The organism is Streptomyces sp. NPDC032940, from assembly GCF_040636935.1.
GTDB lineage: Bacteria > Actinomycetota > Actinomycetes > Streptomycetales > Streptomycetaceae > Streptomyces.
Window position 1 is genome coordinate 297557 of sequence record NZ_JBEZVJ010000005.1, and the last position, 22462, is coordinate 320018.

At 70.0% G+C, this 22462-nt stretch carries 17 protein-coding genes and 1 pseudogene; 11 read left to right on the forward strand and 7 right to left on the reverse strand.

Going from position 1 to position 22462, the window contains the following annotated elements; translation table 11 throughout:
* Positions 1-39: 39 nt before the first annotated feature.
* Together pcaC and AB0E77_RS09910 are read right to left on the reverse strand one after the other, a co-directional pair.
* Positions 40-1506, reverse strand: a complete 1467-nt coding sequence (gene pcaC / locus AB0E77_RS09905) for a 4-carboxymuconolactone decarboxylase (RefSeq protein ID WP_361568139.1) — start codon at positions 1504-1506, stop codon at positions 40-42.
* A gap of 29 nt (positions 1507-1535) precedes the next feature.
* Positions 1536-2717 (reverse strand): tyrosine-type recombinase/integrase, encoded by a 1182-nt coding sequence (locus AB0E77_RS09910; protein WP_193458522.1) that lies wholly within the window; start codon positions 2715-2717, stop codon positions 1536-1538.
* Positions 2718-2963: 246 nt separating this feature from the next.
* Here AB0E77_RS09910 and AB0E77_RS09915 point away from each other — a divergent pair.
* The 3 genes and pseudogenes from AB0E77_RS09915 to AB0E77_RS09925 all read left to right on the forward strand — a co-directional run.
* A pseudogene (locus tag AB0E77_RS09915) lies at positions 2964-3089 on the forward strand (MarR family transcriptional regulator); the annotation flags it as partial.
* A 993-nt stretch (positions 3090-4082) separates the two neighbouring features.
* Positions 4083-4622 carry a winged helix-turn-helix domain-containing protein gene (locus AB0E77_RS09920; protein ID WP_081239670.1) on the forward strand — a complete coding sequence of 180 codons (540 nt, stop codon included), beginning with the start codon at positions 4083-4085 and terminating at the stop codon, positions 4620-4622.
* On the forward strand, positions 4619-5146 hold the full coding sequence (locus AB0E77_RS09925) for a transposase (RefSeq protein ID WP_359578382.1): 528 nt from the start codon (positions 4619-4621) through the stop codon (positions 5144-5146). The genes AB0E77_RS09920 and AB0E77_RS09925 overlap by 4 nt, the downstream gene beginning before the upstream one ends.
* A 1473-nt stretch (positions 5147-6619) precedes the next feature.
* Here the strand turns inward: AB0E77_RS09925 and AB0E77_RS09930 are convergent.
* Complete coding sequence (locus AB0E77_RS09930; RefSeq protein WP_356558462.1) at positions 6620-7720, reverse strand: IS110 family transposase; 1101 nt, start codon at positions 7718-7720, stop codon at positions 6620-6622.
* Between the two features lie 744 nt (positions 7721-8464).
* Between AB0E77_RS09930 and AB0E77_RS09935 the strand changes: the two genes are divergently transcribed.
* Entirely contained in the window at positions 8465-8890 is a 426-nt protein-coding gene (locus tag AB0E77_RS09935; RefSeq protein ID WP_361568142.1) for a hypothetical protein, read from the forward strand.
* A gap of 378 nt (positions 8891-9268) precedes the next feature.
* Here the strand turns inward: AB0E77_RS09935 and AB0E77_RS09940 are convergent, their stop codons facing one another.
* Together AB0E77_RS09940 and AB0E77_RS09945 are read right to left on the reverse strand one after the other, a co-directional pair.
* A complete protein-coding gene (locus AB0E77_RS09940; protein WP_361568145.1) occupies positions 9269-10030 on the reverse strand; it encodes an SDR family oxidoreductase in 762 nt (253 codons plus the stop codon).
* Positions 10027-10449 (reverse strand): VOC family protein, encoded by a 423-nt coding sequence (locus tag AB0E77_RS09945; protein WP_055469143.1) that lies wholly within the window; start codon positions 10447-10449, stop codon positions 10027-10029. Before AB0E77_RS09945 ends, AB0E77_RS09940 begins: the two co-directional genes overlap by 4 nt.
* 150 nt (positions 10450-10599) lie before the next feature.
* Here AB0E77_RS09945 and AB0E77_RS09950 point away from each other — a divergent pair, with 150 nt between their 5' ends.
* The 3 genes from AB0E77_RS09950 to AB0E77_RS09960 all read left to right on the forward strand — a co-directional run bounded on the left by AB0E77_RS09950 (position 10600) and on the right by AB0E77_RS09960 (position 13500).
* Complete coding sequence (locus tag AB0E77_RS09950; RefSeq protein WP_345594212.1) at positions 10600-11277, forward strand: GntR family transcriptional regulator; 678 nt, start codon at positions 10600-10602, stop codon at positions 11275-11277.
* A 389-nt stretch (positions 11278-11666) separates the two neighbouring features.
* Positions 11667-12542, forward strand: a complete 876-nt coding sequence (locus AB0E77_RS09955) for a helix-turn-helix transcriptional regulator (RefSeq protein ID WP_030856485.1) — start codon at positions 11667-11669, stop codon at positions 12540-12542.
* Between the two features lie 85 nt (positions 12543-12627).
* Entirely contained in the window at positions 12628-13500 is an 873-nt protein-coding gene (locus AB0E77_RS09960; RefSeq protein WP_359577798.1) for a helix-turn-helix transcriptional regulator, read from the forward strand.
* A 191-nt stretch (positions 13501-13691) separates the two neighbouring features.
* Here AB0E77_RS09960 and AB0E77_RS09965 read toward each other — a convergent pair whose 3' ends face one another.
* The gene (locus AB0E77_RS09965) at positions 13692-13991 is read right to left on the reverse strand and encodes an Atu4866 domain-containing protein (RefSeq protein WP_061441713.1); all 300 of its coding nucleotides are present in this window, start codon (positions 13989-13991) and stop codon (positions 13692-13694) included.
* Positions 13992-14380: 389 nt separating this feature from the next.
* On the opposite strand from AB0E77_RS09965, the gene AB0E77_RS09970 reads away from it, so the two are divergent.
* From AB0E77_RS09970 to AB0E77_RS09980, 3 genes are all read left to right on the forward strand, one after another.
* Positions 14381-15148 (forward strand): Atu4866 domain-containing protein, encoded by a 768-nt coding sequence (locus AB0E77_RS09970; protein ID WP_361568148.1) that lies wholly within the window; start codon positions 14381-14383, stop codon positions 15146-15148.
* A 211-nt stretch (positions 15149-15359) separates the two neighbouring features.
* Positions 15360-16745, forward strand: coding sequence for an amidohydrolase family protein (locus AB0E77_RS09975; RefSeq protein WP_361568151.1), 1386 nt, complete (start codon positions 15360-15362; stop codon positions 16743-16745).
* Between the two features lie 160 nt (positions 16746-16905).
* Positions 16906-18132, forward strand: a complete 1227-nt coding sequence (locus AB0E77_RS09980) for an MFS transporter (protein WP_361568154.1) — start codon at positions 16906-16908, stop codon at positions 18130-18132.
* Positions 18133-18433: 301 nt separating this feature from the next.
* On the opposite strand, the gene AB0E77_RS09985 is transcribed toward AB0E77_RS09980, so the two are convergent.
* Complete coding sequence (locus AB0E77_RS09985; protein WP_361568157.1) at positions 18434-20023, reverse strand: alpha/beta hydrolase; 1590 nt, start codon at positions 20021-20023, stop codon at positions 18434-18436.
* A 312-nt stretch (positions 20024-20335) separates the two neighbouring features.
* Between AB0E77_RS09985 and AB0E77_RS09990 the strand changes: the two genes are divergently transcribed.
* Complete coding sequence (locus tag AB0E77_RS09990; RefSeq protein WP_361568160.1) at positions 20336-22399, forward strand: histidine kinase; 2064 nt, start codon at positions 20336-20338, stop codon at positions 22397-22399.
* The last annotated feature ends 63 nt before the right edge of the window (positions 22400-22462 follow it).

The following is a 22462-nucleotide window of genomic DNA, read 5'->3' on the forward strand; positions in this document are numbered from 1 at the left end:
CGCCGCACCGCACGGTCGCGCGAACGACGCCGCGCCCGCTCACTCCTGCGGTGTGGTCTCCTCCCGGACGACCCGCTGCGCCACCCGGAAGGCTCTGTTCGCCGCAGGTACGCCGCAGTAGACGGCGGCCTGGAGCAGCACTTCCTTGATCTCGTCCGGGGTGAGGCCGTTGCGCAGGGCGGCCCGGACGTGGCGGTCGAGCTCGTCCAGGTGACCGCCCGCGACCAGGGCGGTGAGGGAGATGCAGCTGCGGGTGCGGCGGTCCAGTCCGGGCCGGTCCCAGATCTCGCCCCAGGTGTAGCGGGTGAGGAACTCCTGGAACTCCCCGGAGAACTCGTCCGCCTGCGCCAGCTCCCGGTCGACGTGCGCGTCCCCGAGCACCTCGCGGCGGACCTTGAGCCCGGCGTCGTAGGGGTCGGGCCGCCCCTGCTCCTGCGGCGGTACGACGGCCGGGGCGATCTCGGCGACGGGCACACCCCGCGGCGGTGCGGGCGCTGCCTGGGGCGGCACGGGGGCGACCGGTGCGGCGGATGCGGGCACGGGTACGGGGGCGGCCTGTGCCGGCACGGGCGCGGCGGGCGCCAGGGCCGGCTGGACGGGGGCCGCGGAGCCGGCCGGACCGGCGGGCGCGACGGGCGTGGCGAGGCCGGCAGGAACCGCGGACACACCGGGGTGAACGGCGGCGGGCGGGACGGGGATCTGCCCCGTCGCGGCGTCGTGGGGTGCCTGCCAGGCGGTCTGGAAGTGGCGGACCAGCAGGTCGGTGACGGCCGCGGGCTGCTCGACCGGGACCAGGTGGGAGGCGCCGGGGACGACGGCGAGGCGGGCGTCGGGGATCCCGGCGACCAGGGTGCGGGCCTCGGCGGGGCCGGTGACCTGGTCGTCGGAGCCGACGAGGACCAGGGTCGGCACGCCGACGCGACCGAGTTCGCCGCGCACGTCGAAGGCGGCGAGGGCCTCGCAGGCGGCGATGTAGCAGCCGGGGTCGGTGGTGCGCACCATCTGCACGGCCCACTCGGTGATCGCGGGCTGGGCCGCGGCGAACCCTCCGGTGAACCATCTCTCCGGCGCGCTGCGGGCGATGGGGTCCAGCCCGTTCGTCCGGACGATCACACCGCGCTGCCGGAACTCGTCGGCCGTACCGAAGCGCGGCGAGGCGGCGATCAGCGCGAGGGAGGCCAGCCGCTCGGGATGACGCAGGGCCAGCTCGACACCGACCGCGCCGCCGAGCGCACAGCCCGCGTACCCGAAGCGCTGCACGCCGAGCCCGTCGAGCGTGGCCAGCAGACGCGCGGTGAGGTCCCCGACGGAGTCCGCCGCGTACGCCGGGGCGCCCCCGTGTCCGGGCAGGTCGAACCGGAAGACCCGCCACTGCTGCGCCAGCTCGGGAACCTGCCGGTCCCACATGTGCCATGTGGTACCGAGAGACGGGCCCAAGATCAGGACTGGTAGGTGTTCTGGCCCGTCAAAGCGGTATTGCAGCGTCTCGCTCTTGCCTTCTGTCACGGGTTCACACCTTCATCTGTCACGATCTGTCACACGCCCCCTGCGAGACCTCCCCATGCCTCCGCCGCCGGAAGCAGGTCCGCCACGTCCGGCTTCACGTACCACTTCTTCGTCGTCTTTACGTTCGTGTGTCCGGCCCACCTGGCGAGCAGGTGATCCGGCACCCCGTTGTTCGCGAAGTACGTGAGGCAAGACGCCCGAGCATCGTACAGACGGACCCTGCGAAGGCCGTTTGCGTCCATTATTTTGTAGGCCCGCGTACGAAGCTGCCGACCGTTCAGCGCGCACCCAAGTTCATCCACGAGGACATACCCGCCCCCCTCGTACCCCTCGCCGGCCGCCAAGCGTTCCACTGCCTGCGTGGCGCGGAACGTCTTCAGCGCCTCCCGTACAAGGCTCGGGATCGGCAACACACGCTCCCCCGCCATACTCTTCGTGTCCTTCTCCACCACCGTGCGGTTGCCCATCATCGTCCGGGTGTTGGCGATGCCGAGCGTGGCCGCTTCCAGGTCGATGTCCGACCACCGCAGGCCGCAGACCTCAGCCGGACGGAGCCCCATCACGGACAGCAGCAACGGCGCGAACAGGCGGTCACTCTTCATCGCAGCGACGAAGGCACCCACCTCCGAGGCGTTCCATGGCTGGACAACCTTCTTAGTCCTCCGCTCCGCCTTCCGGGCCTTCAGCGGAATGTGCACCTCGCTGGCAACGTTGACGGTCACCAGACCGCGCGTGACAGCACGGTTCAGGGCGTCCTTCAGTCTGGCCAAGCTCATGTCAACCGACGTGACCCCGAGCCCCGTTCCCGCCTTCCCGCCCCGCACACGGCCCCCCTGGAGAGCCCACTGCATCCACGCCATCACATGGTCCTCCGTGAGTTCCTGCAGCCGGACGTTCCCGAGCTTCCCGCGTACACGATCCAGCGTCACCCGGTAGTTGTAGACCGTGGTCGGCTCCAGGTCTTCGGCCTTCATCACGAGCCACTGATCCAGCCACTCGTTCACGGTGATCTTGTTGGGCGGGACGAACGTCCCTTCATGCCGCTTGCTGGTGATGCGGGCGTACTCCGCCTTCGCTTCCCTCAGCGTGTTGAAGGTACGCCGGAGCTGCTTCCGCTTCCCCGTCTCCGGATCCGTGCCGGCGTCCACCACAAAGCGGTAGCGCACCTGTCCCTTTGCGTTTGGGGGCAGCTTCTTGATCGGTTCGGGCATCTCAAGTTCCTTTCCTGATGTGCTGGGCCAGCTCGCGATTTCCCTCAGGGCGCCGACCAAGTGCGTGTCCGTCCGCGGGAGCTTGGCTGAACACCGACCAACCGCACCAACCCCGCTCGACGTCGGTCGGCTCAGTCGTGTCTGCCAATGCGATTGCCGGATCCTTCAACCACAAATCCAAAGCCAACCAGACCTGAATACGGGCCCCCGGGAAGGACACCGTCCAGGTCGAGCGGGCGGCCTTAGCTCGAAGCGGCCCGGCCCACCAACGACACGGCGCTGCGTGAGGCCCTCGACGAGGCCACTCGCAACCCGGAACTGGCGCCGCTGGTCCGCGCCGTCGAGACGCTGAAGGCGCCGGTGCCGGCCTGACCGGCCGGGTCCGAGCAGGACGCGAACCCGGCCCGGTTCCGCAAAGGACCGCCGGATGTGGCGAGGAATGGGTCTGCATCGCCCTCGACACGTGTCGTCCGCCGAGTACGAGAAGCGGCAACGAACGCCCATGTCGCGCCGAGTCGCCGCCAAATGTCGGCACGTACGGCGCCAATGGTCCGCACGATCGCCGGTTTGGCGAACCGGCGATCATCGGCTATGTTGCCCGCCGCATCACGGGCCCTGTGTCCGCTCGGCCTCGCAGTCGGCAGGTGAGCGCGAGGCTCCGGGAGCGCTGTCTGGGGGCGAGCATCAGCGGACCGTCACCCGTGAGCCGGTCGAGATTTGCCGTGACGCGGCGCTCAGGGACCCGTAGGGTCTGTGCGACCTGCCTCGTTGTGGCACCCGGATGCCGTGCCATTGCGCGAGGACGACACGATCTGCGCGGTGGCCTCGCTGGAAGAGATTGTCCCCGAAAAGGCTGACGGCGGCGCAGGCGGAAACACAGAGCCCTGTGGAGGCCGCGAGGTAGTTACCGGCCGTTCGACCTCCGCAGACATTTGGGCCACCGAGGACAAAGAGCACGGGCGAAGTGAAGCGAGCAGATCGGATAACAGACTCAGACAGACGGGCCTCCTAAGAGGGAGCCACGCCAGCGGGCCAACCCTCACAACGCCCACCCCAAATGGTTTCAAAGAAGTGAGCGTAGCCGAGCGGTGGCACCGTCTGGCCTGGACTTTGCGGGACGTTGTACGTTGACATGCCCTCGCGCAGCTATCCAGTCTTTCTGCGATCTTTCTTGTCTGCCGTAGGCGAATTCGTCGCTTCGGCAATCCGGAGGCATCGCGGCACAGGGTCCGATGGCGGATCAAGCGATGCGTCTAAAATGGGTAAGGCTGCCCATGAGACGAGTTGCTACTCGTGATTACTGAGGTTGAACTCGTGGTGTCGTAAGGGCTGACGGGCGGCAGTCGCCTGCGGTATCACCGGTGCATGCGGTATCCACAAGGGGGCGGGCTGACCGCCGAACGACAGCAGTTCCGCGAGGGGTTACGGCTTCAGGCGGCCGAGCGGTTCGCCCGCGGCGAGGCGAGTTCGGCGATCGCCAAGGACCTGCGCGTCAGTGTCCGATCGGTGCAGCGATGGCGGCAGGCGTGGGACGAGGGCGGGCCGCGTGCTCTGCGGTCGCAGGGCCCGGCGTCGTTGCCGAGGCTGAGCGGCGAGCAGTTCGCCCAGCTGGAGGCGGAGCTGGCCAAGGGGCCGGCCGCGCACGGCTGGGAGGACCAGCGCTGGACCCTGGGCCGGATCAAGACCGTGATCGGTCGGCGCTTCCACCTGGCCTACACCATCCAGGGCGTGCGCAAGCTGTTGGTGCGCAACGGCTGGTCCTGCCAGGTCCCCGCCCGCCGGGCACTGGAACGCGACGACGATGCCGTGGCCGGCTGGGTGAAGGAGACCTGGCCCTGCGCGGAAGACTCGCGGCGGCCCGTGGAGCCTGGCTCGTCTTCGAGGACGAAGCCGGCTTCTCCATGACGCCGCCGCACGCGAAGACCTGGTCGCCCCGTGGCCGCACCCCGGTGGTGCGGGTCCGCGGCCGCTCCCGCAGACGCATCTCCATCGCAGCGTTGACCTGCTACAAACCCGGCCACCGCTCGAGGCTGATCTACCGGCCCCGCCGCGACGACGGCAACCGCGACGGACGCAAGAGCTTCTCCTGGCGCGACTACCGCGACCTGCTGACCACAGCACACCAGCAGCTCGGCGGCCCGATCGTCCTCATCTGGGACAATCTCAACGTCCACAAGGCCGCCGACCTGCGCAAATGGGCGGCAGCCCGGGACTGGCTGACCATCTACTACCTGCCGCCCTACGCACCCGACCTCAACCCCGTCGAAGGCATCTGGTCCCTGCTACGGCGCGGCTGGCTCTCCAACGTCGCCTTCAGCACCCCCGAACACCTCGCCCAGCGCATCCGGCGCGGTCTCCGCCACATCCAGTACCGCAGCCACCTCATAGACGGCTGCCTCGCCGAGACGGGACTGACCATCACCCCCTGATCACCGAAGACGACATCACGAGTTCAACCTCAGTAGTCCAGGCACAGGCGTCGGTGTCGTTGCCGACGGAGCAGTGGAAGGCCGAAGCGGTGGCGGGGCCAGCGCTGCAACAGTCGACTACACGAGCGGACGCACATTGCGCGGACATGTTGCGAAGCGAAGCAACATAGCGCGGGATCGCCGGTTAGCCAAACCGGCGTCTCCCCGGATCATTGATGGTCCACCGCCACTACCTGCACCTACGTCGAAAGGAATCGTCAAAACGGCTGTCAATTCAAAGCGTCGCACGGCTCTCAGCTCTCTGCGCTGCCGCAGAGCTGCTGTGGAACAGATGCCGTGGGCGCTCAAGATCCTGCGATGCACATAACAGTCTCCCCACCTCCCCGTACCGCAGGAGACCGATTTCTATTGCATCCCGAGTGCACCCGGGAATGAAGTTGACATGCAGCACGGTGGCCTGCTCATCGGCATCAACCTAAGCGCGCAAGGCGGGTGACCTCACTTATGTCACTTGCTGTTTTGATCAATTTCCGGGTCGGCACCGTGCCCCACTGGCCCTGCCACATGCATTGGCGCCAGACGTTTTCAGCAGCTTCAAACGCCATCAGCTGCGCGCAAGCCGCACCGCCTTAGCAACTGGAGTATCCGAATTGCACGGACAGACCAACGAGGTGCAAGGCACCCGTTACAGCCCTACGCACATCCGCGCCACCTGGGACGGAACGGGCAGCGTGGAAGACGCTTCCAGGGCGTTGGGGTTCTCTCGGGCGAAGGGCTACGACCTCGTGCGTCGCGGAGAGTTCCCGTGCCGCGTGCTGCGCATCGGACGTACCACGCGTGTCGTCACCGCGTCCTTGCTCCGCGTGCTCGAAAGCGGAGAGCCGGAGTACAACGGTGCCCACACCAGTCGCTGCACTCCGTCATAACCCCTGCGCACAGAAGCCCCGCCGAGCCGGCGGGGCTTCGTCGAGTCATGAGCCCCTTGTAGCGAGCGCCTACAGGAAGCGGACCGCACTGTGGCACAACTGCCCTGACGTTCCAGGCCAGGTCCCGGGTTGCGGGCAGCGTTCGGCAGCGGGCGACGTGTAGGGATGCCACCCGCTACAAGGCCAGCGGAGCGATGCGGTCGCGCGGTGAAGCGGGCAAAGTCCTCCGCGGTGACGATTGGCAGGCTGGCGACCATCGCCTCTGGCAATGCCGTCGCGGTCGCTCCACGCGGGCCGCGCAACATCGGAGGGAACAGACAAAGGTGTTGGGCTTTGCAGGGGTGAAGGCTACGACTTGGTTGGTCGCGAAGAGTTCCCGGGTCGGATGCTGTGCGTCGGCCGTAAGAGGTGTGTCGTCACCGCGTCCATGCTTCGGCGCTCGGGAGCGGAGAACCCGAGTGCGGCGGTGCTCACGGCGGACAAGAAACCCCACGCACTCAGCGGCCCCGCCGGAGCACCTGCGGGGCTTCTCGTCACACGGACGCCCCTATAACGCAGGGGTGCGGGAAGCTGGTCTGACCAGGTTGAAGACCTCGCGGGCTGCGTATCGCTTGAGGCATCGGATGATCTCACGTCGGGTCTTGCCCTCCTGGGTGCGGCGTTCGTAGTACTCCTGGGTGCGTGGGTCGTGACGCAGGCGGGTGAAGACGATGCGGTGCAGGGCGGCGTTGGCCTGCCGGTCGCCGCCGTGGTTGAGCCGACGCGTGCTCCGCCGGCCGGAGGAGTACTCGATGGGGCTGACTCCGCAAAGGGCAGCAAAGGACGCCTCGGTGTTGAGCCGCTCAGGGTTGTCCCCCATGGTGATCAGCAGGGTGACGGCGCTGTCCGGACCGATGCCCACCGGTACGAGCAGTTGCGGCGCGTGGCGTTCGACGAGCCGGGTCAGTCGCTGGTTCAGCTCATTGATCTGTCCGGTGAGCTGCTCGATGCGTTCGGCGAGCATGCGTAATGTCATGTGGGTGGCTTGGGCCACCGCGTCCTCGTCTCCCCCACCACCGTCGTGCGGGCCGAGGCGCGCACAGGTGCGGAACAGCTCGGCGTTGCCGAGGCTCGACATGCGTTCCCGCAGGGCGGGGTCGGCGATGACCAGGACGGCCTTGAGCTGGTTGATCGCCTGGGTGCGGGCCTTGACCGCAGAGTCCTTGGCGAGTTTGTAGATCCGGGCGCTGTGCACGGGTCCGTCGCCGGATTTGGCCTGGGCCCGGGCGCGAGCGCTGAGCACGGCTCGCGCTGCGGCCTGCGCATCGAGCGGGTCCGACTTACCGAGCAACCGGCGGGCCGACCGGTCGGGCCGGTTCACTTCGAACACCTGGATCTGCTGAGCAAGCAGATAACGGGACAGGCCCGCACCGAAGGTGCCCGTGCCCTCCACGCCGGCCCGGCGCACCGTCCCCCGTTTGCGGGCCCAGACAAGCAGTTGTCGGTAGCCGGCCGCCGTCGCGGGAAAGGACTCGGTTCCCAGGACCTTCCCGAGCGGGGAGATCACGGCGGCGACATGCACCTCGCCGTGCGTGTCCACGCCCAGGACGACCTCGCGCCGAACGAGAGGATCCGTGCTCGAGGAGGTGCTGCATTGTCGGGTCTTCATGGTGGTCGGCCTCCCACGTGATGACGTGCTGGCTGGGTGGATGGCACCGGCCTGCTCGGGCGGTCTGAACCGTGATGGCGCCTGATCGTGGCAAGGCCCCTATTGGGACACGCCCTGTGGCTCGGCGGCAGGCAGCATCCCGCAACGGCAGTCGACAGGTCCGTGACTGGACACTTCGGTCATAGATCTCACGAGTCAGACCCCGTCCGGGATGGCGCTGCACAACCGTCCCATCGAACCCGGCACAGCGGCATGACTCGATCATTGCCGGATGGCTTCGCCCGAACCGATGCTCAATCTGATTAGGTGGATTGACAAGACGTTTCCTTTCGTCCACTCCTGACCGATATTGACGGGGGGGCGTCACGCAAGGAGGTGGTATCCTCGTCGGCTACGGCAGCGGCTCCACTCCGTGATCAGCACCCCGATGGGGCCCATTCACCGCAAGGGGGCTGTGGAGTACCGGGTCGCTCCGCTGGGGAAAAACATGCGCCCGCCCGTCGATGTCCTCCTGGACTGGGTACGGACGTACATGCCCCAGATCGAGGAGGCACGGGAGTCCTTCGACGCCAGGTGAGATGCGGAGCGGGAAGGCCGCCCGCGCTTCGCGACACGTTTCTGCCCTCATCGGCGGGGCGTGATCCTTCGGACGAACCCGCCGGGTCCGTCATTAGAACGTCTGCTCTGTACTGCCCGTGCTCGCGCAGTCACCCCGGCGCGAGCGGGCCCGCGACGTCCCTGGTGGTGGCCGGCGGGCTCGGCGTCCAGCGCCAGGAGGACAGAATCGCCGCGGTCGACGCACTGCTGCTGTTGGCGGCACGCAAGAAGCTGGATCCCGGTGCGCTCGCCACCGACCTCAGTGCGCTGATGCTCATCGGGATCGTCACTCCGAGCCGCCTGGCGGACTCCCTGGGAACGGCCGCGTCCACCAGCGCGTACCGCACCGTCTGGACCGTACTGCGTGACGCACTGCCACCGTTCCTGTCCAAAGACCTCTCCCCCGCCGAGTCCCGTGGCCTCGGCGAACTGCTCACCGTGGTCGCCGAGTGCGCCGAACGCATCGGAGCCCAGGGCGAGATACCGGGACTCGACCCGATAGCCGACCGGCGGGGCAGCTCACGGCTGGTGAGCCAGGCCCGTCGCCTACGCGCAGCACGTGCCGGCGCGTAGGTCCGAAGAGGCGCATCCGCCCGGGGGATCCTGCTGCAGGGCCACGTGGTGTGGCAGGGACGGTCCGATGCCGCCCGGCTCGAGCGGGAGGTGATCGGCCTCGGCGGCACGGAGTGCGGCCGAGGCCGGCGCCAGGACCTCCGAGCGCGACAACTCCTGTCGCTCGGGCAGCGGTCATGCCGAGTCGGTCGAGGGCGACGACGGCCGGGTGAGTCGGGCTGCGTTCGCCGTGGGCCCGTACCGCCGCGATCGACGAGCTCGGCCATCTTCGTTCTCAGCGGTTCCAGTTTCCCGCGCACCGTCACCTCCAGGCCGAGCTGGTCCCCTGCGTGGGCGGGGCCCCACACGCGCGCCGTTCTTCTCTCGCACGGTTGGGTGTCAAGTGCGCAGGTGAGACGCGCCGTTGAGGTCGACGATGGTTCCCGAGGCCCATGCCGCGGCCGGGGAGGCGAGGAAATGCACCGTGGCGGCGACCTCCTCCGGGGTGCCGACGCGCCCGAAAGGGCTCTCCGCGCGAAGACGTTCGCCTTCCGGGCCGGACAACTTCCCCTTCTGCCGTTCGGTGGCCACGAACCCGGGCGCGACGGAGGTGACCGCGATGCCGTGCGGAGCCAGGGCCACAGCCAGTGACTGACCGAGGGCGTGCAGGGCGGCCTTGGTGGCCCCGTAGGCGGGGAAATCGGGTTCGCCCCGGAACGCGCCGCGCGAGCCGATGTTCACGATCGCCCCGCCGGTGCCCCGGTCGACGAGGTGGTGGGCTGTGGCCCAGCACAAGTCGGCCGCGCCCAGCAGGTTGACGTCGACCATCCGCCGCCAGACCTGCTGCCAGTGCTCCAGCGAGGTCTCGGCGATGGGGTGCCGGGTGTCCGCCGCGGGTGCCAGGGCCGCGTTGTTCACCAGCACGTCCACGGCACCGAGCGCGGCCACCGCCTCGGCCACGGTCCGCTCGGCCGCACCTGGCTCGCCCAGGTCGGCCTGCAGCAGCGTGTGCCCGGTGCCGGGAAGCTCGCGCACCGTCCGTTCGGCGTCCGCACGGCGACCGGCGTACTGCACCGCGACACGGTCACCGCCAGCGGCGAAGGCCCTCGCGACGGCGCGGCCGATGCCCCGCGATCCACCGGTGACGAGCACGCCCCTCATCGGGCGAACACCATCGACTCGTCACGGAAGGACTTGAACTCCAGGGCGTTGCCCGCGGGGTCGCGGAAGAACATGGTCCACTGTTCGCCGGGTTCGCCGGGAAAACGGCGATGCGGTTCGATGTCGAAGCGCACCCCCGCGGCTCGCAACCGCTCGGCGAACTGGTGGAAGGACTGTTCGGGCAGCAGGAGACCGTAGTGCGGGATCGGCACCCGGTGCTGTCCCACCACGCTGGTACCCGCCGGCTGCGGCACGGTCGGTACCAGGTGGGTCACCAACTGGTGGCCTTCGAGATTCCAGTCCACCCAGTGGTCGGCGCTGCGCCCCTCGGGCAGACCCAGCACCTGTCCGTAGAAGCCGCGGGCGGCGACCAGGTCGTCGACCGGGACTGCCAGGTGGAAGGCGGGTCGGTGTGGCATCGGGGTCCCCTCTGGTGGAGTCGGCGGCCAGGGCAGCCTGACCCACCCGATGTCTCAATGTCAACATTAGGACAAGAGTCGGCTGGAAGTCCGGGGCGAGTCGCCTGGCCGGTCTGGTGGTTCCGATTGTCCGGATGTCAACATGGCGGCATGTCATCTGCACTGCCGAAGGCCGCCCGGCGCGGGCTGGCCGACGAAGCCGCCGACCTGGTGCGCGCCGCGATCTTCTCGGGTCACTTTCCGCCCGGAGCCCCACTGCGCGAAGTGGAGTTGGCCCAACGCCTCGGGGTCAGCCGTGGCTCGGTCCGGGAAGGACTGGCCCAGCTGGAGCACGAGGGGTTGGTGCGTGGCGGCTGGCACCGCGGCACCACCGTCATCAGGGTGACGGCCGAGGACGCGCAGGAGGTCTACGCGCTGCGGGCCGCGTTGGACCGCCTGGCCGCGACCACCGCGCGGCGAGCCGCGACCGCGGAGCAGCTGTGCGCGCTGGATCGGCTGGTGGCCGAGATGACGGCCGAGATCGCCGAGGGCGGTGACGCCCCCCGGCTGGTGGCGCTGGACATCGCCTTCCACGACCAGATCTACGCCGCGGCCGGGAACGGCAGGCTCACCTCCGCCTGGGAGGCGATCCGCTCTCAGGTGCACCTGTTCCAGTTGCGCCGCGTCGACGTGGCCTACGACCACTACCGCGCACGCGTGGTCGACGAGCATCGCGAGCTGGCCGCTCTCCTGCGCTCCGGCGACATCCGGACGCTGGCCCGCCGGGCCGAAGAGCATGTGGAATCCGCGCGGCGCAGTCTGCTGGCCGGTCTGCCGACCGCACCGTGACGTCAGGCACCACGTCAGGCACCGAGGCGTCCAGCCGTACCTGAGCGTGCCCGTATGCGCCAGGCAGCCGGAAAGCGGCGAGTGGCTGTGGGTGGGCTCCGGTTCCGGTTCCGGTTCGTCACCACGTCGCAACGGCTCGGATCTCCCGGCGCAGGGCGGGACCGGCCAGGCAGACGCATGCCAAGACAGTGCTAAGGAGTCGCGGCGCTTCACCAGTCGCGGCGCTTCACCTGCGACGGGTGGGAAGCACTCGGCCTGTGCCGCCCTCGGAGAGCAAGGCCGTCGCCGACTCGAACAAGGGTATGACTGTCCAGGGTGTGCTGTTCCCAGGGTAAGCGCACCCTCCCTCGCCCCTACGGCAGTGCGTCGCGCCGCTCTAGCCTCGACGTATGGACAGAGAGAAGGAGCTCGTCGACAACACGCTGGGAGGTTTCCTCCGGGCGCGGCGCGCCCGCCTGCGCCCCTGCGACGTGGGGATTCCCACCTCCGGTCGTCGCAGGGTGCCCGGTCTGCGACGTGAGGAGGTGGCCGCCCTCGCGGGGGTGAGTTCCGACTACTACACGCGTCTCGAACAGGGCCGCGAGCGGCATCCGTCCCGGCAGATCCTCGAGGCCGTGGGGCGGGCACTGCAGCTGGACGGCGAAGCGATGGCCCACCTGCACCGCGTGGCCGGCCCGACCACCCGCCGGACACGCCGAGCACCGCGCGTGGAACGAGTCGCCCCGCACCTCAGGCGTCTCCTCGACACGTGGCGTGACACGCCTGCCTTCGTCATGAGCCCCGTACTGGACATCCTGGCCCGTAACCGGCTCGCGAGCGTTCTTCACGCCGACTTCACTCACAGTGACAACTTGTTGCGCATGACGTTCCTGGACCCGGTCGCGCGGCGGTTTCACCGGGACTGGGACCGTGCGGCCGAGTCGACGGTGGCCACATTGCGCCGTGCGGCCGGCATCGATCCCGAGGATCCGCGCCTGAGCCAGGTCGTAGGTGAGCTGTCCCTGAGAAGTGCGGACTTCTCCACGCTGTGGGCGCGGCATGACGTGCGCGCCAAGACGCGGGAGGCGAAACGCTTCCACCATGCTCAGGTCGGTGACCTGGAACTGCACTTCGAGTCCTTCACCGTCAACAGCGCCCCGACGCAGCAGCTCGTCGTCTACCAGGCCGAACCAGGCACGGCGTCCGCCGACGCACTGTCCCTGCTCGGCTCCCTCAGTGCCGGCGCAGTGGCCGAGGAGCCGGCGGCCGGCGCCGCGCTCGACTGAGTCGCCGCCGTTCGGGCCGGGTCCACCGGCCAGGCCCGCACGAGAGGGACGAAGGGCGGGCCGGCCTCTCCGTTAGGTTGGAACAATGAGCGACACCACTCCCTTGGGAGACTTTCTGAGAGCACGGCGCGAAGCCCTGAAACCGCTGGACGTGGGGCTTCCGGAGCACGGGCGCCGGCGGGTGCCGGGGCTGCGCCGTGAGGAGGTCGCCATGCTCGCCGGGGTGAGCGCCGACTACTACATGCGCCTGGAACAGGGACGGGAGTCCAGCCCGTCCCCGCAGGTGATCGACGCGGTCGCCGCCGCCCTGCGCCTCAGTGACGAGGCGCACGACCATCTGCGCAGGCTCACCAGGGCGCCCCAGGAACGTCGCGGTGTTCCGGCCGGCGACGACAGGGTCCACCCCCACCTTCTGCGGCTGATCGACGGCTGGCCCGACACCCCCGCCTTCGTTCTGGGCCCGGCCCTGGACATCCTGGCGCGCAATGCGCTCGCCGCGGCCCTGCACAGCGGATTCCAACGGTTCGACAACCTGGCTCGCATGGTCTTCCTCGACCCGGCGGGACGTGCCTTCTACAGGGACTGGGACGACTCCGCCCACTCGTGCGTGGCCGAACTGCGTGCGGCCTTCGGACACGACCCCGAGTCCCCGCGGATCACCGAGGTCGTCGACACGCTCCGCGGGAGGAGTCCCGAGTTCGCCGGGCTGTGGGCACGGCACGAGGTCAGGAGCAAGACGCAGCAGGAGAAGTACCTGTCGCATCCCGAGGTGGGTGCTCTAGAGATCCAGTTCTCGGCCTTCACCGTCGGGGGAGCCCCGCATCAGCAGCTGGTCGTCTACCAGGCAGAGCCGGCGAGCGCCACCGCGGCCGCCTTCGCCGTGCTCCAATCCGGTGCCGGCGAAGAGGCGTCGGTAGAGGTGGTGCGCGAGGTTTCGCTGTCGTCCGGCAACAGCTGACTGCTGTGTGGCCCCGCCTGTGAAAGGGCCCTGCACGAGAAGGAGGGCTCGCCGGCCGGCGACGAGCCCTCACTGTGGCATCTGGACGTGTTCGGGCCGGTGAGGGCAACCGTGCCTCGTACCGTCGGCCGCCCGTTCCCGGCGTCGCCGCCCGGAACCGACGGCCCCACGGGAAACCAGGATCAGGTCCCTCAGCCGCGCGACCCCGTACCTTCCCGCCGGACGCGCTGATCGCCCTCACGGTAGAGCACCAGATGCTCGTGGAAGAGAACGCCGTCACGAACGTCCCCCGTGGCGGTGAAACCTGTGTCGTCGACGTAGTCGATGTGGTTGCCGCTGACGGTGTACCGGCCGGTGTAGGCACTCCGGCGCCGTCCCCGGGCCTCGTCGTAGCGGCCGTTCGGCAGTAGTTCCTGGCGGATGAATCCGTCCGCGGTCACCCACATCCCGACGTACGGGTGCGGAGCGCGAGGCGTGTCGTTGCTGGTCATGGCTTCACTCTCGGGCCCCATGACGGAACGTGGCCAGGCCGCCGCGTCCCCGGGTACGGGCTTCCTGGGAGCCGTGCACCCATGATGCGGGGCGGAACGGAGCGGAAGTGACGTGCCGGGGCGGACAGATCTCCCCGACGCTCTGCGCCGGGCCTGTGCCGGACCGTCATCTCCCTGCCGGCCATGGTGCCGGCCCCTTCCGCTCTCCTCCGGCCGGGCATGGGTGGGTGCCGTGCACCCGGGTGCACGGCGGCCTGGTTCCGCTTGTCCGGCCGGACGAACCTGGTGGTCATGCGGCTGCCGTGACGGCCGAGCAGCCGCGACCCGCCCGTGAGGAAGCCCGCTTCGTTCGCCGGGCGGACCGAAGAGCCGAACCCCTGAGGAAAACGATGACCACCAACGACACCCACGCCCACACCGGCGCCCTGAGCTGGCACCCGGAGGCGCTCGACGAGATCCTCTCGAACGACGGGGGCCGCCCCGTCCTGTTCACCAACGCCCGGATCGTGACGATGGACCCGCTGATCGGGACCATGACCGGTGCCGACATCCTGTTCGTCGGCGACCTGATCGTCGGCGTCGGCCCCGGCATCATCACCGCGGCACAGGACGACAACGCCATCGTCGTCGACTGCACGGGCACGACCATCGTCCCCGCCGTCGTGGACACCGTCGCCCTGGCCGGCGGCCGGGGCCGGCGCTCGGAGTACGTCGCGACGCTGACGCCCGGCAACAACACCGACTTCCTGGTGGTACCCGACGCACTCGCCGCCGACGTGCCGAGCGCGGTGGCCACCCTCATGTCCCGCCCGGAGCAGGTCCGCGCACTGGTCGCGGCCGGCCGTCCCGTCCGGTGGTCGGGCACCGAAATCCCCGGCGGGCCCACAACCCCCCAGGCCGGCATCCCCGCCGCTCCGGACCTGACCGGCAGCCCGCGGCTCGGCGTCTGGATCGACCGGCAGGACTTCCTGCACCAGGAACTCACCGCGGACGGCCGTTACGACGAGACACGGGGCGGCCGCCCCCACGCCTACCAGGGGCGGTTCTGGATCGACGGCGACCGCATCGACTACCTGGACGACCTCGGCTTCTGGGCCTACGGACAGTTCAAGGGCGACGAGCTGCACCACGCGGGCTACGTCATGAAGCTGGGCTGAGCCGCCCGGCCGGCAACGGCCGAGCCGCCCGCGCACACGGCGACAACACCGGGCCCGGACCGTGCCTCCGCAGCCTTTCGGTCCTGGACGCGCGACGCCCGGGTGAACGGCGCCCTGGCTGCCGGGGCCGGCCCCGCCAGAACCGGAAACCGGGCTGCCGGGCGTTCCCGGCAGCCCTCCCCCTCCCCGAAGTACTGAAAGCAGCTTTTCCATGACCCACGTCAACGCCATCGCCGCCCTCGAACAGCTCCGCCGTCGCCCCGCGGCCGAACGGCGCATCCTGTTCACCGGCGCGACCGTCGTCACCATGGACGCCGACCTCGGTGTCCTGCCCAACGCCGACCTGCTCGTCGAGGGCGACACCATCACCGCCGTCGGTCCCGGTCTCGAGGCCGGTGACGCCGTGGTCGTCGACGCCACCGGCGCCGTCCTCAGTCCCGGCTTCGTCGACACCCACCGGCACGCCTGGGAGGCCCAGCTGCGCCGGATCATGCCGGACGTCGACGACCTCGGCGCCTACGTCATGTCCACCCTGGCCGGCTACGCCACCGTCTACCGGCCCCAGGACATGTACACCGGCACGAAGCTCGCCGCCCTCACCGCGATCGACAGCGGCATCACCACCATGCTCGACTTCTCCCACAACTCCCGCACCCCCGAACACTCCGACGCCGCCGTCGAGGCCCTCCGCGACACCGGCATCCGCGGTGTACACGCCTCCATGGGCCCGCACTTCGGTGACTGGGACAAGCAGTGGCCCGGCGACCTGACACGCCTCAGGGAGAAGTACTTCCACAGTGACGACCAGCTGCTGACCCTGCGCCTGGCGACGCTCGCCACCGACGAGATCGCCGGCCCGGCCCTCGCCTACGGCCCCGAACTCGCCCGCGTCGCCAAGGACCTGGGCATCGGGGTGAGCGTGGACGCGGTCTTCGGCACAGCCTCCTCCGAGGTGATCCTGAACTGGGCGAAGGACGGCATCCTCGGCAGCGACGTCACGCTCATCCACGCCACCGGACTGACCTCCGAAGCATGGAAGGCGATGGGGGAAAGCGGCACCACCGTGGCCCTCGCCCCCACCTCCGACGCCCAGATCGGCCTGGAGACCGCGATCCCCGCCGTCGACGAGGCTTTGTCCGTCGGCATCCGTCCCGGGCTCAGCATCGACGTCGAAGTCGCCCTGGCCAGCGACATGTTCACCCAGATGCGGGCCCTGCACGCCATCCAGCGGATGCGGGCCGTCAACGCCGCCCACGGCACCGGCCGGCAGCCGGTCCGCATCACCACCCACGACGTCCTGGACTTCGCCACCCTCCAGGGCGCCCGCACCAACGGCCTCGCCGGCGTCACCGGCTCACTCACCCCCGGCAAGAAGGCCGACCTGCTGGTCATCCAGGCCGAGGACCTCAACAACATGCCGCTCAACGACCCGATCGGCACCCTCGTACTGGGCTCCGACGCCCGCAACATCAGCACCGTCCTCATCAACGGCGAGCCCCGCAAGTGGGACGGACAGGTCCTCGACGTCGACCTGCCCGCCCTGCGCAGCGAGGTCCGCGCCTCGCGCGAGTACGTGCTGAACACCCACGCAGCCTGATCATCCCGTCACCGCCCCCGGCCGGCCCCCCACGCAGCCTGATCATCCCGTCACCGCCCCCGGCCGGCCCCTCGCCGGCCGGGGGCGACCCGGTCCCCGGCGCATGCCATCGGCCGGTCATGCCGCACACGGAACCACCAGACGTTCTTTCGGAGTCCCCATGTCCCACCCCACCAGCGCACTCGATCGCACGACCGGGAGCGGAACGCCCGGTCGGCCACCAGGCTGGGCCCCGGCCGCCAGGACCACAGCGCTGCTCGCCACGCTGGGCATGCTGATGGTCGGTCAGATGTACACCGTCCTGGCGCTGCTGCACCCCATGGCCACCGAGTTCGGCACCACACCCGGTCAGGTCACGTGGACGGCGACGGCGTTCGGTTTCGCCTACGCAGCCGGGTTCCTCTTCGCCGGCCCGCTCTGCGACCGTTACGGACCACGCGCCGTGATCACCGTGGGGCTCGCGGCCGCCACGGCGTCCACCGCGGCGGTCAGCGCGGTCTCCGACCTTCCCACCGCCGTCGTGCTGCGCAGCCTGCAGGGACTGACCGCCGCGACCTTCGCCCCTGCCGCGCTCTCCTACGTCGTCCGGCACATCGCGCCTCGACACCGCGGCACCTCCCTCACCTGCATCACCAGTGGCATGCTCGCCGCCGCCGTCGTTGTTCAGGTCGGCGCGCAGGCCGTTGCGGCCGGAATCGGCTGGCGTGCGGTCTTCTGGATCAGTGCCGTGCTGATGGCCCTGAACCTGTTCCCGGTGCGCCGGGTCCTGCGACCCACTCCGCGTGGAGGCACCGACGGCGGACTGCTGCAGGCGTTCGCGGCGATGCCGCGGCTGCTGCGACAGCCGCGGCTGGGCGCCCTGTGCCTGTCCACCGTCGCCCTGATGACGGCTTTCGTCTCCCTCTACACGGCGGTGGCCATCGCGGGCCCACCGGCCGTCACCGGCAATTCCACGGCGATCCTCGCCCTGCGGGCCAGCGCGCTCCCCGCCCTGATCGCCGTACCCCTGCTGGTCCCCGTGCTCGGGCGGCTGCCCGCGCCCCTGCGCGCGGCTCTCGCCTTCACTCTGGCCTCTTTCACCGTCGCCACCGGTTCCTTCCTCGGTGGTCACACGGCGATGCTCGCCCTGGCCCTGCTGCTGTTCGTGGCCGCCGTCGCGGTAGCGGCGCCCGCGGTCGTCGAGACCATCAACGCCAACGCCCCGCAGGCACGTGGTGCGGCGGTCGCCCTCTACGGGTGCAGCATGTTCATCGGCGCCAGCCTGGGCCCACAGCTCGCCGGTGCGCTCACGGGACTGGGCTTCGACGGCATTCTGCTCGTCGTCGCCGGGGTGCTCCTTCTGGGCGCCTCCCTGATCCTGCCGGCCATGCGCCACCCCACCCCCTGACCCCCGCCACCGGCCCGGCACACAGCGCATCGGCCCCCGCAAGGACCTCCCCCGACAGCCGTACGCCGACCGCTGCTCCCCCGGCGTACCACGGGCCGGCCCGCGAGAGCCGGAACCGCCGCCGGCCGCACGCCCCGGGCTCGGCAGCGGAGTCCGTCCGGTGCGGATGCCGGCCATCGAGGCGCATCGGACGGAGTAGAAGCGTTGTCCGGGCGGGCAGCGGAAACGGTCTGCCGAGGCGGGCAGCGGACCTGCCCGCCGCTGGGGACGGTGGCTCAGGGAAGCCGCGGGGACGCCAACGTCACGAGCAGACGGTGCCGTTCGCCGGGACCGTCCCGTCGAGCAGATACGCGTCGACCAGCTCGGTCAGACAGTCGTTGACGGCGTAGGTGCCGTGCCCCTCGCCGTCCACGGTGAGGTGGACGCCGACCTTCTCTCCCAGTTCGTCCGCCATCTTCTTGGCACCCTCGTAGGGAGTGGCCGGATCACCGGTGTTGCCGATGACGAGGACTGGGTTCGCGCCGTCGGCCGATACCTCGACGGTGGGTGCGTGGCCGTCAGCGGGCCAGCCGGTGCACTGGAGCAGCCCCCAGGCCATCCAGTCGCCGAACACTGAAGATGCCGTGCGGAATCGGGGCAGGTGACGGTGTACGTCCTCAAGGGTGAAGCGGTCCTTGTAGTCCGCGCAGTTCACCGCGGTGTTGGCTGCGTTGATGTTGGCGTATCCGTCGTCGTCGATCCGTTCGTTGAGGAGGTCGGAGAGCAGCAGCAGTGCGCTGCCGTCGCCGTCCATGGCGGCGGCCAGTCCGCCCCTGAGCAGCAGCCAGCTCTCCTGGTCGTAGAGGGCGGCGGCGATGCCGTTGAGGGCGTGGCTCTGCGTCAGGGGACGCCCGAACTCCGTGGGCAGGGGGTCGGTGTCCAGGCGCTCGAGCAGCGCGATGATGTCCTTCTCGCCCTGCTGCGGGTTCGTGCCTTCGAAGAAGCAGGAGTCCTGCCGTGCGCAGTCCTCCAGGAAGTTGCGCAGTGCGCCCTGGAACCCCTTCGCCTGGCCGAGGGCACCGTGCAGGGCGTCCTCGGTGGGGTCGACCACGGCGTCGAAGACGAAGCGCCCGACACGCTTCGGGAAGAGATGTGCGTAGACGCCGCCGAGCTGTGTGCCGTAGGAGATGCCGAAGTAGTTGAGTTTCTCGTCGCCCAGGACGTGGCGCATCAGGTCGAGGTCACGTGCGGCCTCCTGGGTGCCGACGTGATCCAGCACCGCGCCCGACTCGCTCTGGCAGGCCCGGGCGAACGCGCGTACCCCACGCTCGCGGGCCTTCTCCTCCGTGGCGTCGTCAGGGGTGGCGTCCGCGGCCAGCCAGGCGTCCATGGCCTTCGTGTCCAGGCAGTGCACGCCGGCACTGTCCCCGACCCCGCGAGGGTCGAAACTGACCAGGTCATAGCGCTTGTGAAGCGTCATGTACTCGTCGCCGGCGGCGAGGGGGAGGGTGAGCACCCCGGAGCCGCCGGGGCCGCCGAAGTTGAAGACCAGGGACCCGAGGCGCTTCTCGCCGGAGTCCGGGGACGCCTTCGCCCGGATCAGGGCCAGATCGATGGTTTCGCCGTCGGGGTCCGTGTAGTCCAGCGGAGCCTTCATGGTGCTGCACTGCCACGTCGTTCCGTCCGGCAGCTTCTCGGGCCTGTCTCCGCCGCCCTGGGCCGTGGACGGAGCGGAGCACGTGCTCCACTTCAGTTCCTGCTCGCTGAGAGCGGTGGGCACCGCGGGTGTCGCGGCATCGCCGCGAGCGTCGTCGGCGGTCTCGGGGTTGCAGGCTGTCACCGCGGTGGCCGCCAGCACGGCGAGCGACGCCAGGGCGACAGCGGTCCGGGACATGCGAGGTTGTGTGGGCATGCTTGTGCCGGTCTCCAGTTGGTGTGGGTGATACGGGCGCAGTGGACGGCCGCTCACACGAAGTCGTGGTGGTGGGTGTACCGGTCGGTGCGTGTGCCCTGGAAGGACCTGATCCCCCCGGAGGCTCGACGCGACGACGCGATCCATGTGCCGATCCTTTCGCGCTGAACGTGCCGCCCCGTCGCCCGCCGGAAGGATCGTCGCCTAGTCCGCGGGACATAGAGCGGTGGCGCGACCGCAGGGCCGGCACCGCGTGACCCCTTGAACCCCGCGGTGTCGGGGAGGGCGACGCCCGGCCATACACTTGCGCCAATGGGGAAAGGACGTCGGGTCAGGCCACTGCCGGTACTGTTCATGGGAGCGCAACTGCTGCTGTGGTTCAGCGTCGTTGCGTCTTCGAAGGAGCCGCCGGACACCGTTGAGTGGATCACCGCCTTCTGTGCCACGGCGCTCGCTGTGGTGGCGCTCGATCGGCGTCACCGGGCACCGCTCGCCGCCCTGGGCGTCATCGTCGCGGTGTCCGTGGTGGGACAGATCCTGGCGCCACCTGACCTGCTGGGCCTGGTACCGGGGCTGGCGGTCATGGTGGCGCTGTTCACCGTCACCGTTCTGTGCAGCTGGCCCGTCGGCCTGGGCGCGACCGCGGCTGTCGCCGTCGTCCAGCTCCTGCAGGCGGCCGCACGGCACGGCGTCGGCGGTCTTCTCCTCTCCGACTGGCTCACTGGTGTCGGCCCTTTTCTGCTGGTGTCCGCTCTCGGCACCGGCCGCCGGCACTGGCTGCGGGAACGGCAGGCCACGGCGGAGCGGCTGGCCGGTGCCGAGCAGCAGCAGGCGCAGGCCGCCGAGGCGGAACGGGAACGGCTGGCCGGTGAGTTGCACGACATCAGCGCGCACCACCTCACCTCCGTCGTGGTATCCGTCGAGGCCGCCCGCAGGCTCGGTGACAGCAGGCCCGACCTGGCCGCGGAGGCACTCGCGTTCGCGCGCCGCACCGCACGGGAGACCCAGTCCGCACTGCGGCGTCTCGTAGCGGTCATGCAGGTGGACGACCCACCGGCTCCCCAGGCGATGACCGCTCCGATCGAGACGCTGATCGCCGGATTCGGCAGGCTGGGCCGCCCCGTCTCCGTCTCCTTGCCCGCTGATCTCACCGGACCCGCGGCGGAAGCGGCCCACGGCATCATCCGGGAGGCCCTGACCAACGCCCTTCGCTACGCGCCGGGCGCCGCGGTCAGCGTGCGGGTGCAACGGGACGGGGACACCCTGCATCTGACCGTCGACAACGGCAGGCCGCCCGGCGGCGCGCACACCGGCACGGCGGGGATCGGCTCCGGCCGGGGGGTGGAAGGAATGCACCGGCGTGCCGCCGTCCTCGGCGGGAGGCTGTCCGCGGGACCCCGCCCCGACGGAGGCTGGCGCGTACACGCCGTGCTCCCCGACGCCGCGTCCGGCCCTCGGCCGAGCCCAGGACGTCGGCGCGACTTTCCTCGCGAACAGCGGATCGCGGACAGGGCGGTCTTCGGCTCGGCCGCCGCGGTGGCGTCGGGCGTCGCCCTGACGAAGGCGGAGGAGGCCGGCTACGAGGCCGGCACGTGCCTGCTGCTCGTGTCGGTGCTGACCCTCCACGCGCTGCCGTTGCTGTGGCGCCGCCACGCGCCCTGGGCGGTCCTGGCGGTGACCGGGGCCGCCGCCCTCCTGTGGCCGGTTCTGCTCCGCGGTGGTGCGCTGCCGCCGTCCTCCGCGATCTGCTTCCTCGGCGGCGGCATCGTCGCACCGGCCGCGGTCTACGCGGTCGCGGCATACGGCCGGGTCCTGAGAACCGCGCCCGTGCCCTCCGGCCGAAACGTCCCGCCGCCGACGGCGCATCCACTGACATGTCCGGCGGGCTCACGGTTGTCGTTTCTGTCCGTGCCCGCCGCGGTTCTCCCGTCGGCGATCTCCTTCACGGCCGCCTTCGCCGCCGACGGGACGCTGCTCGGAGACCCGGCCGGGCCTTTTCTCGTGCTGTTCCTCGCCTGCTGGACGCTGGTCGTGTCCGGCCTGGGATGCACGGCCGCCTGGGGGGCGGGATGGCTGATGCACAGGCGTCGCCGGCGGGAACTGGGCCGGGAGGACACGGCCCTCACCACTGTGCTGTCGAGCACGAGGGCCATGGTCCACGGCGAGCGGCAGCGAGTCGCCGTCGGTCTGCGGGAGACGGTGCTTCGGCAGACGGACCGGATGATCTCCTCGGCTGAGGAGGGCAGCCTGGAGCAGGTGGCCGCCGCTACGCGGGCGACACTGAGCGCCATGCGCCAGTTGCTCGGAAGCCTGGACGCCGGCAGAGCGCCGAAAGCGCCTCGAAGAGCCGTCGTGGCGAACACCCCTCGCATGTAGAAGTGGCCCGTGCCGACAGGTCGGCGACTGCGTGGCGGCCTCTGGATGCGCACGCCGACCTGG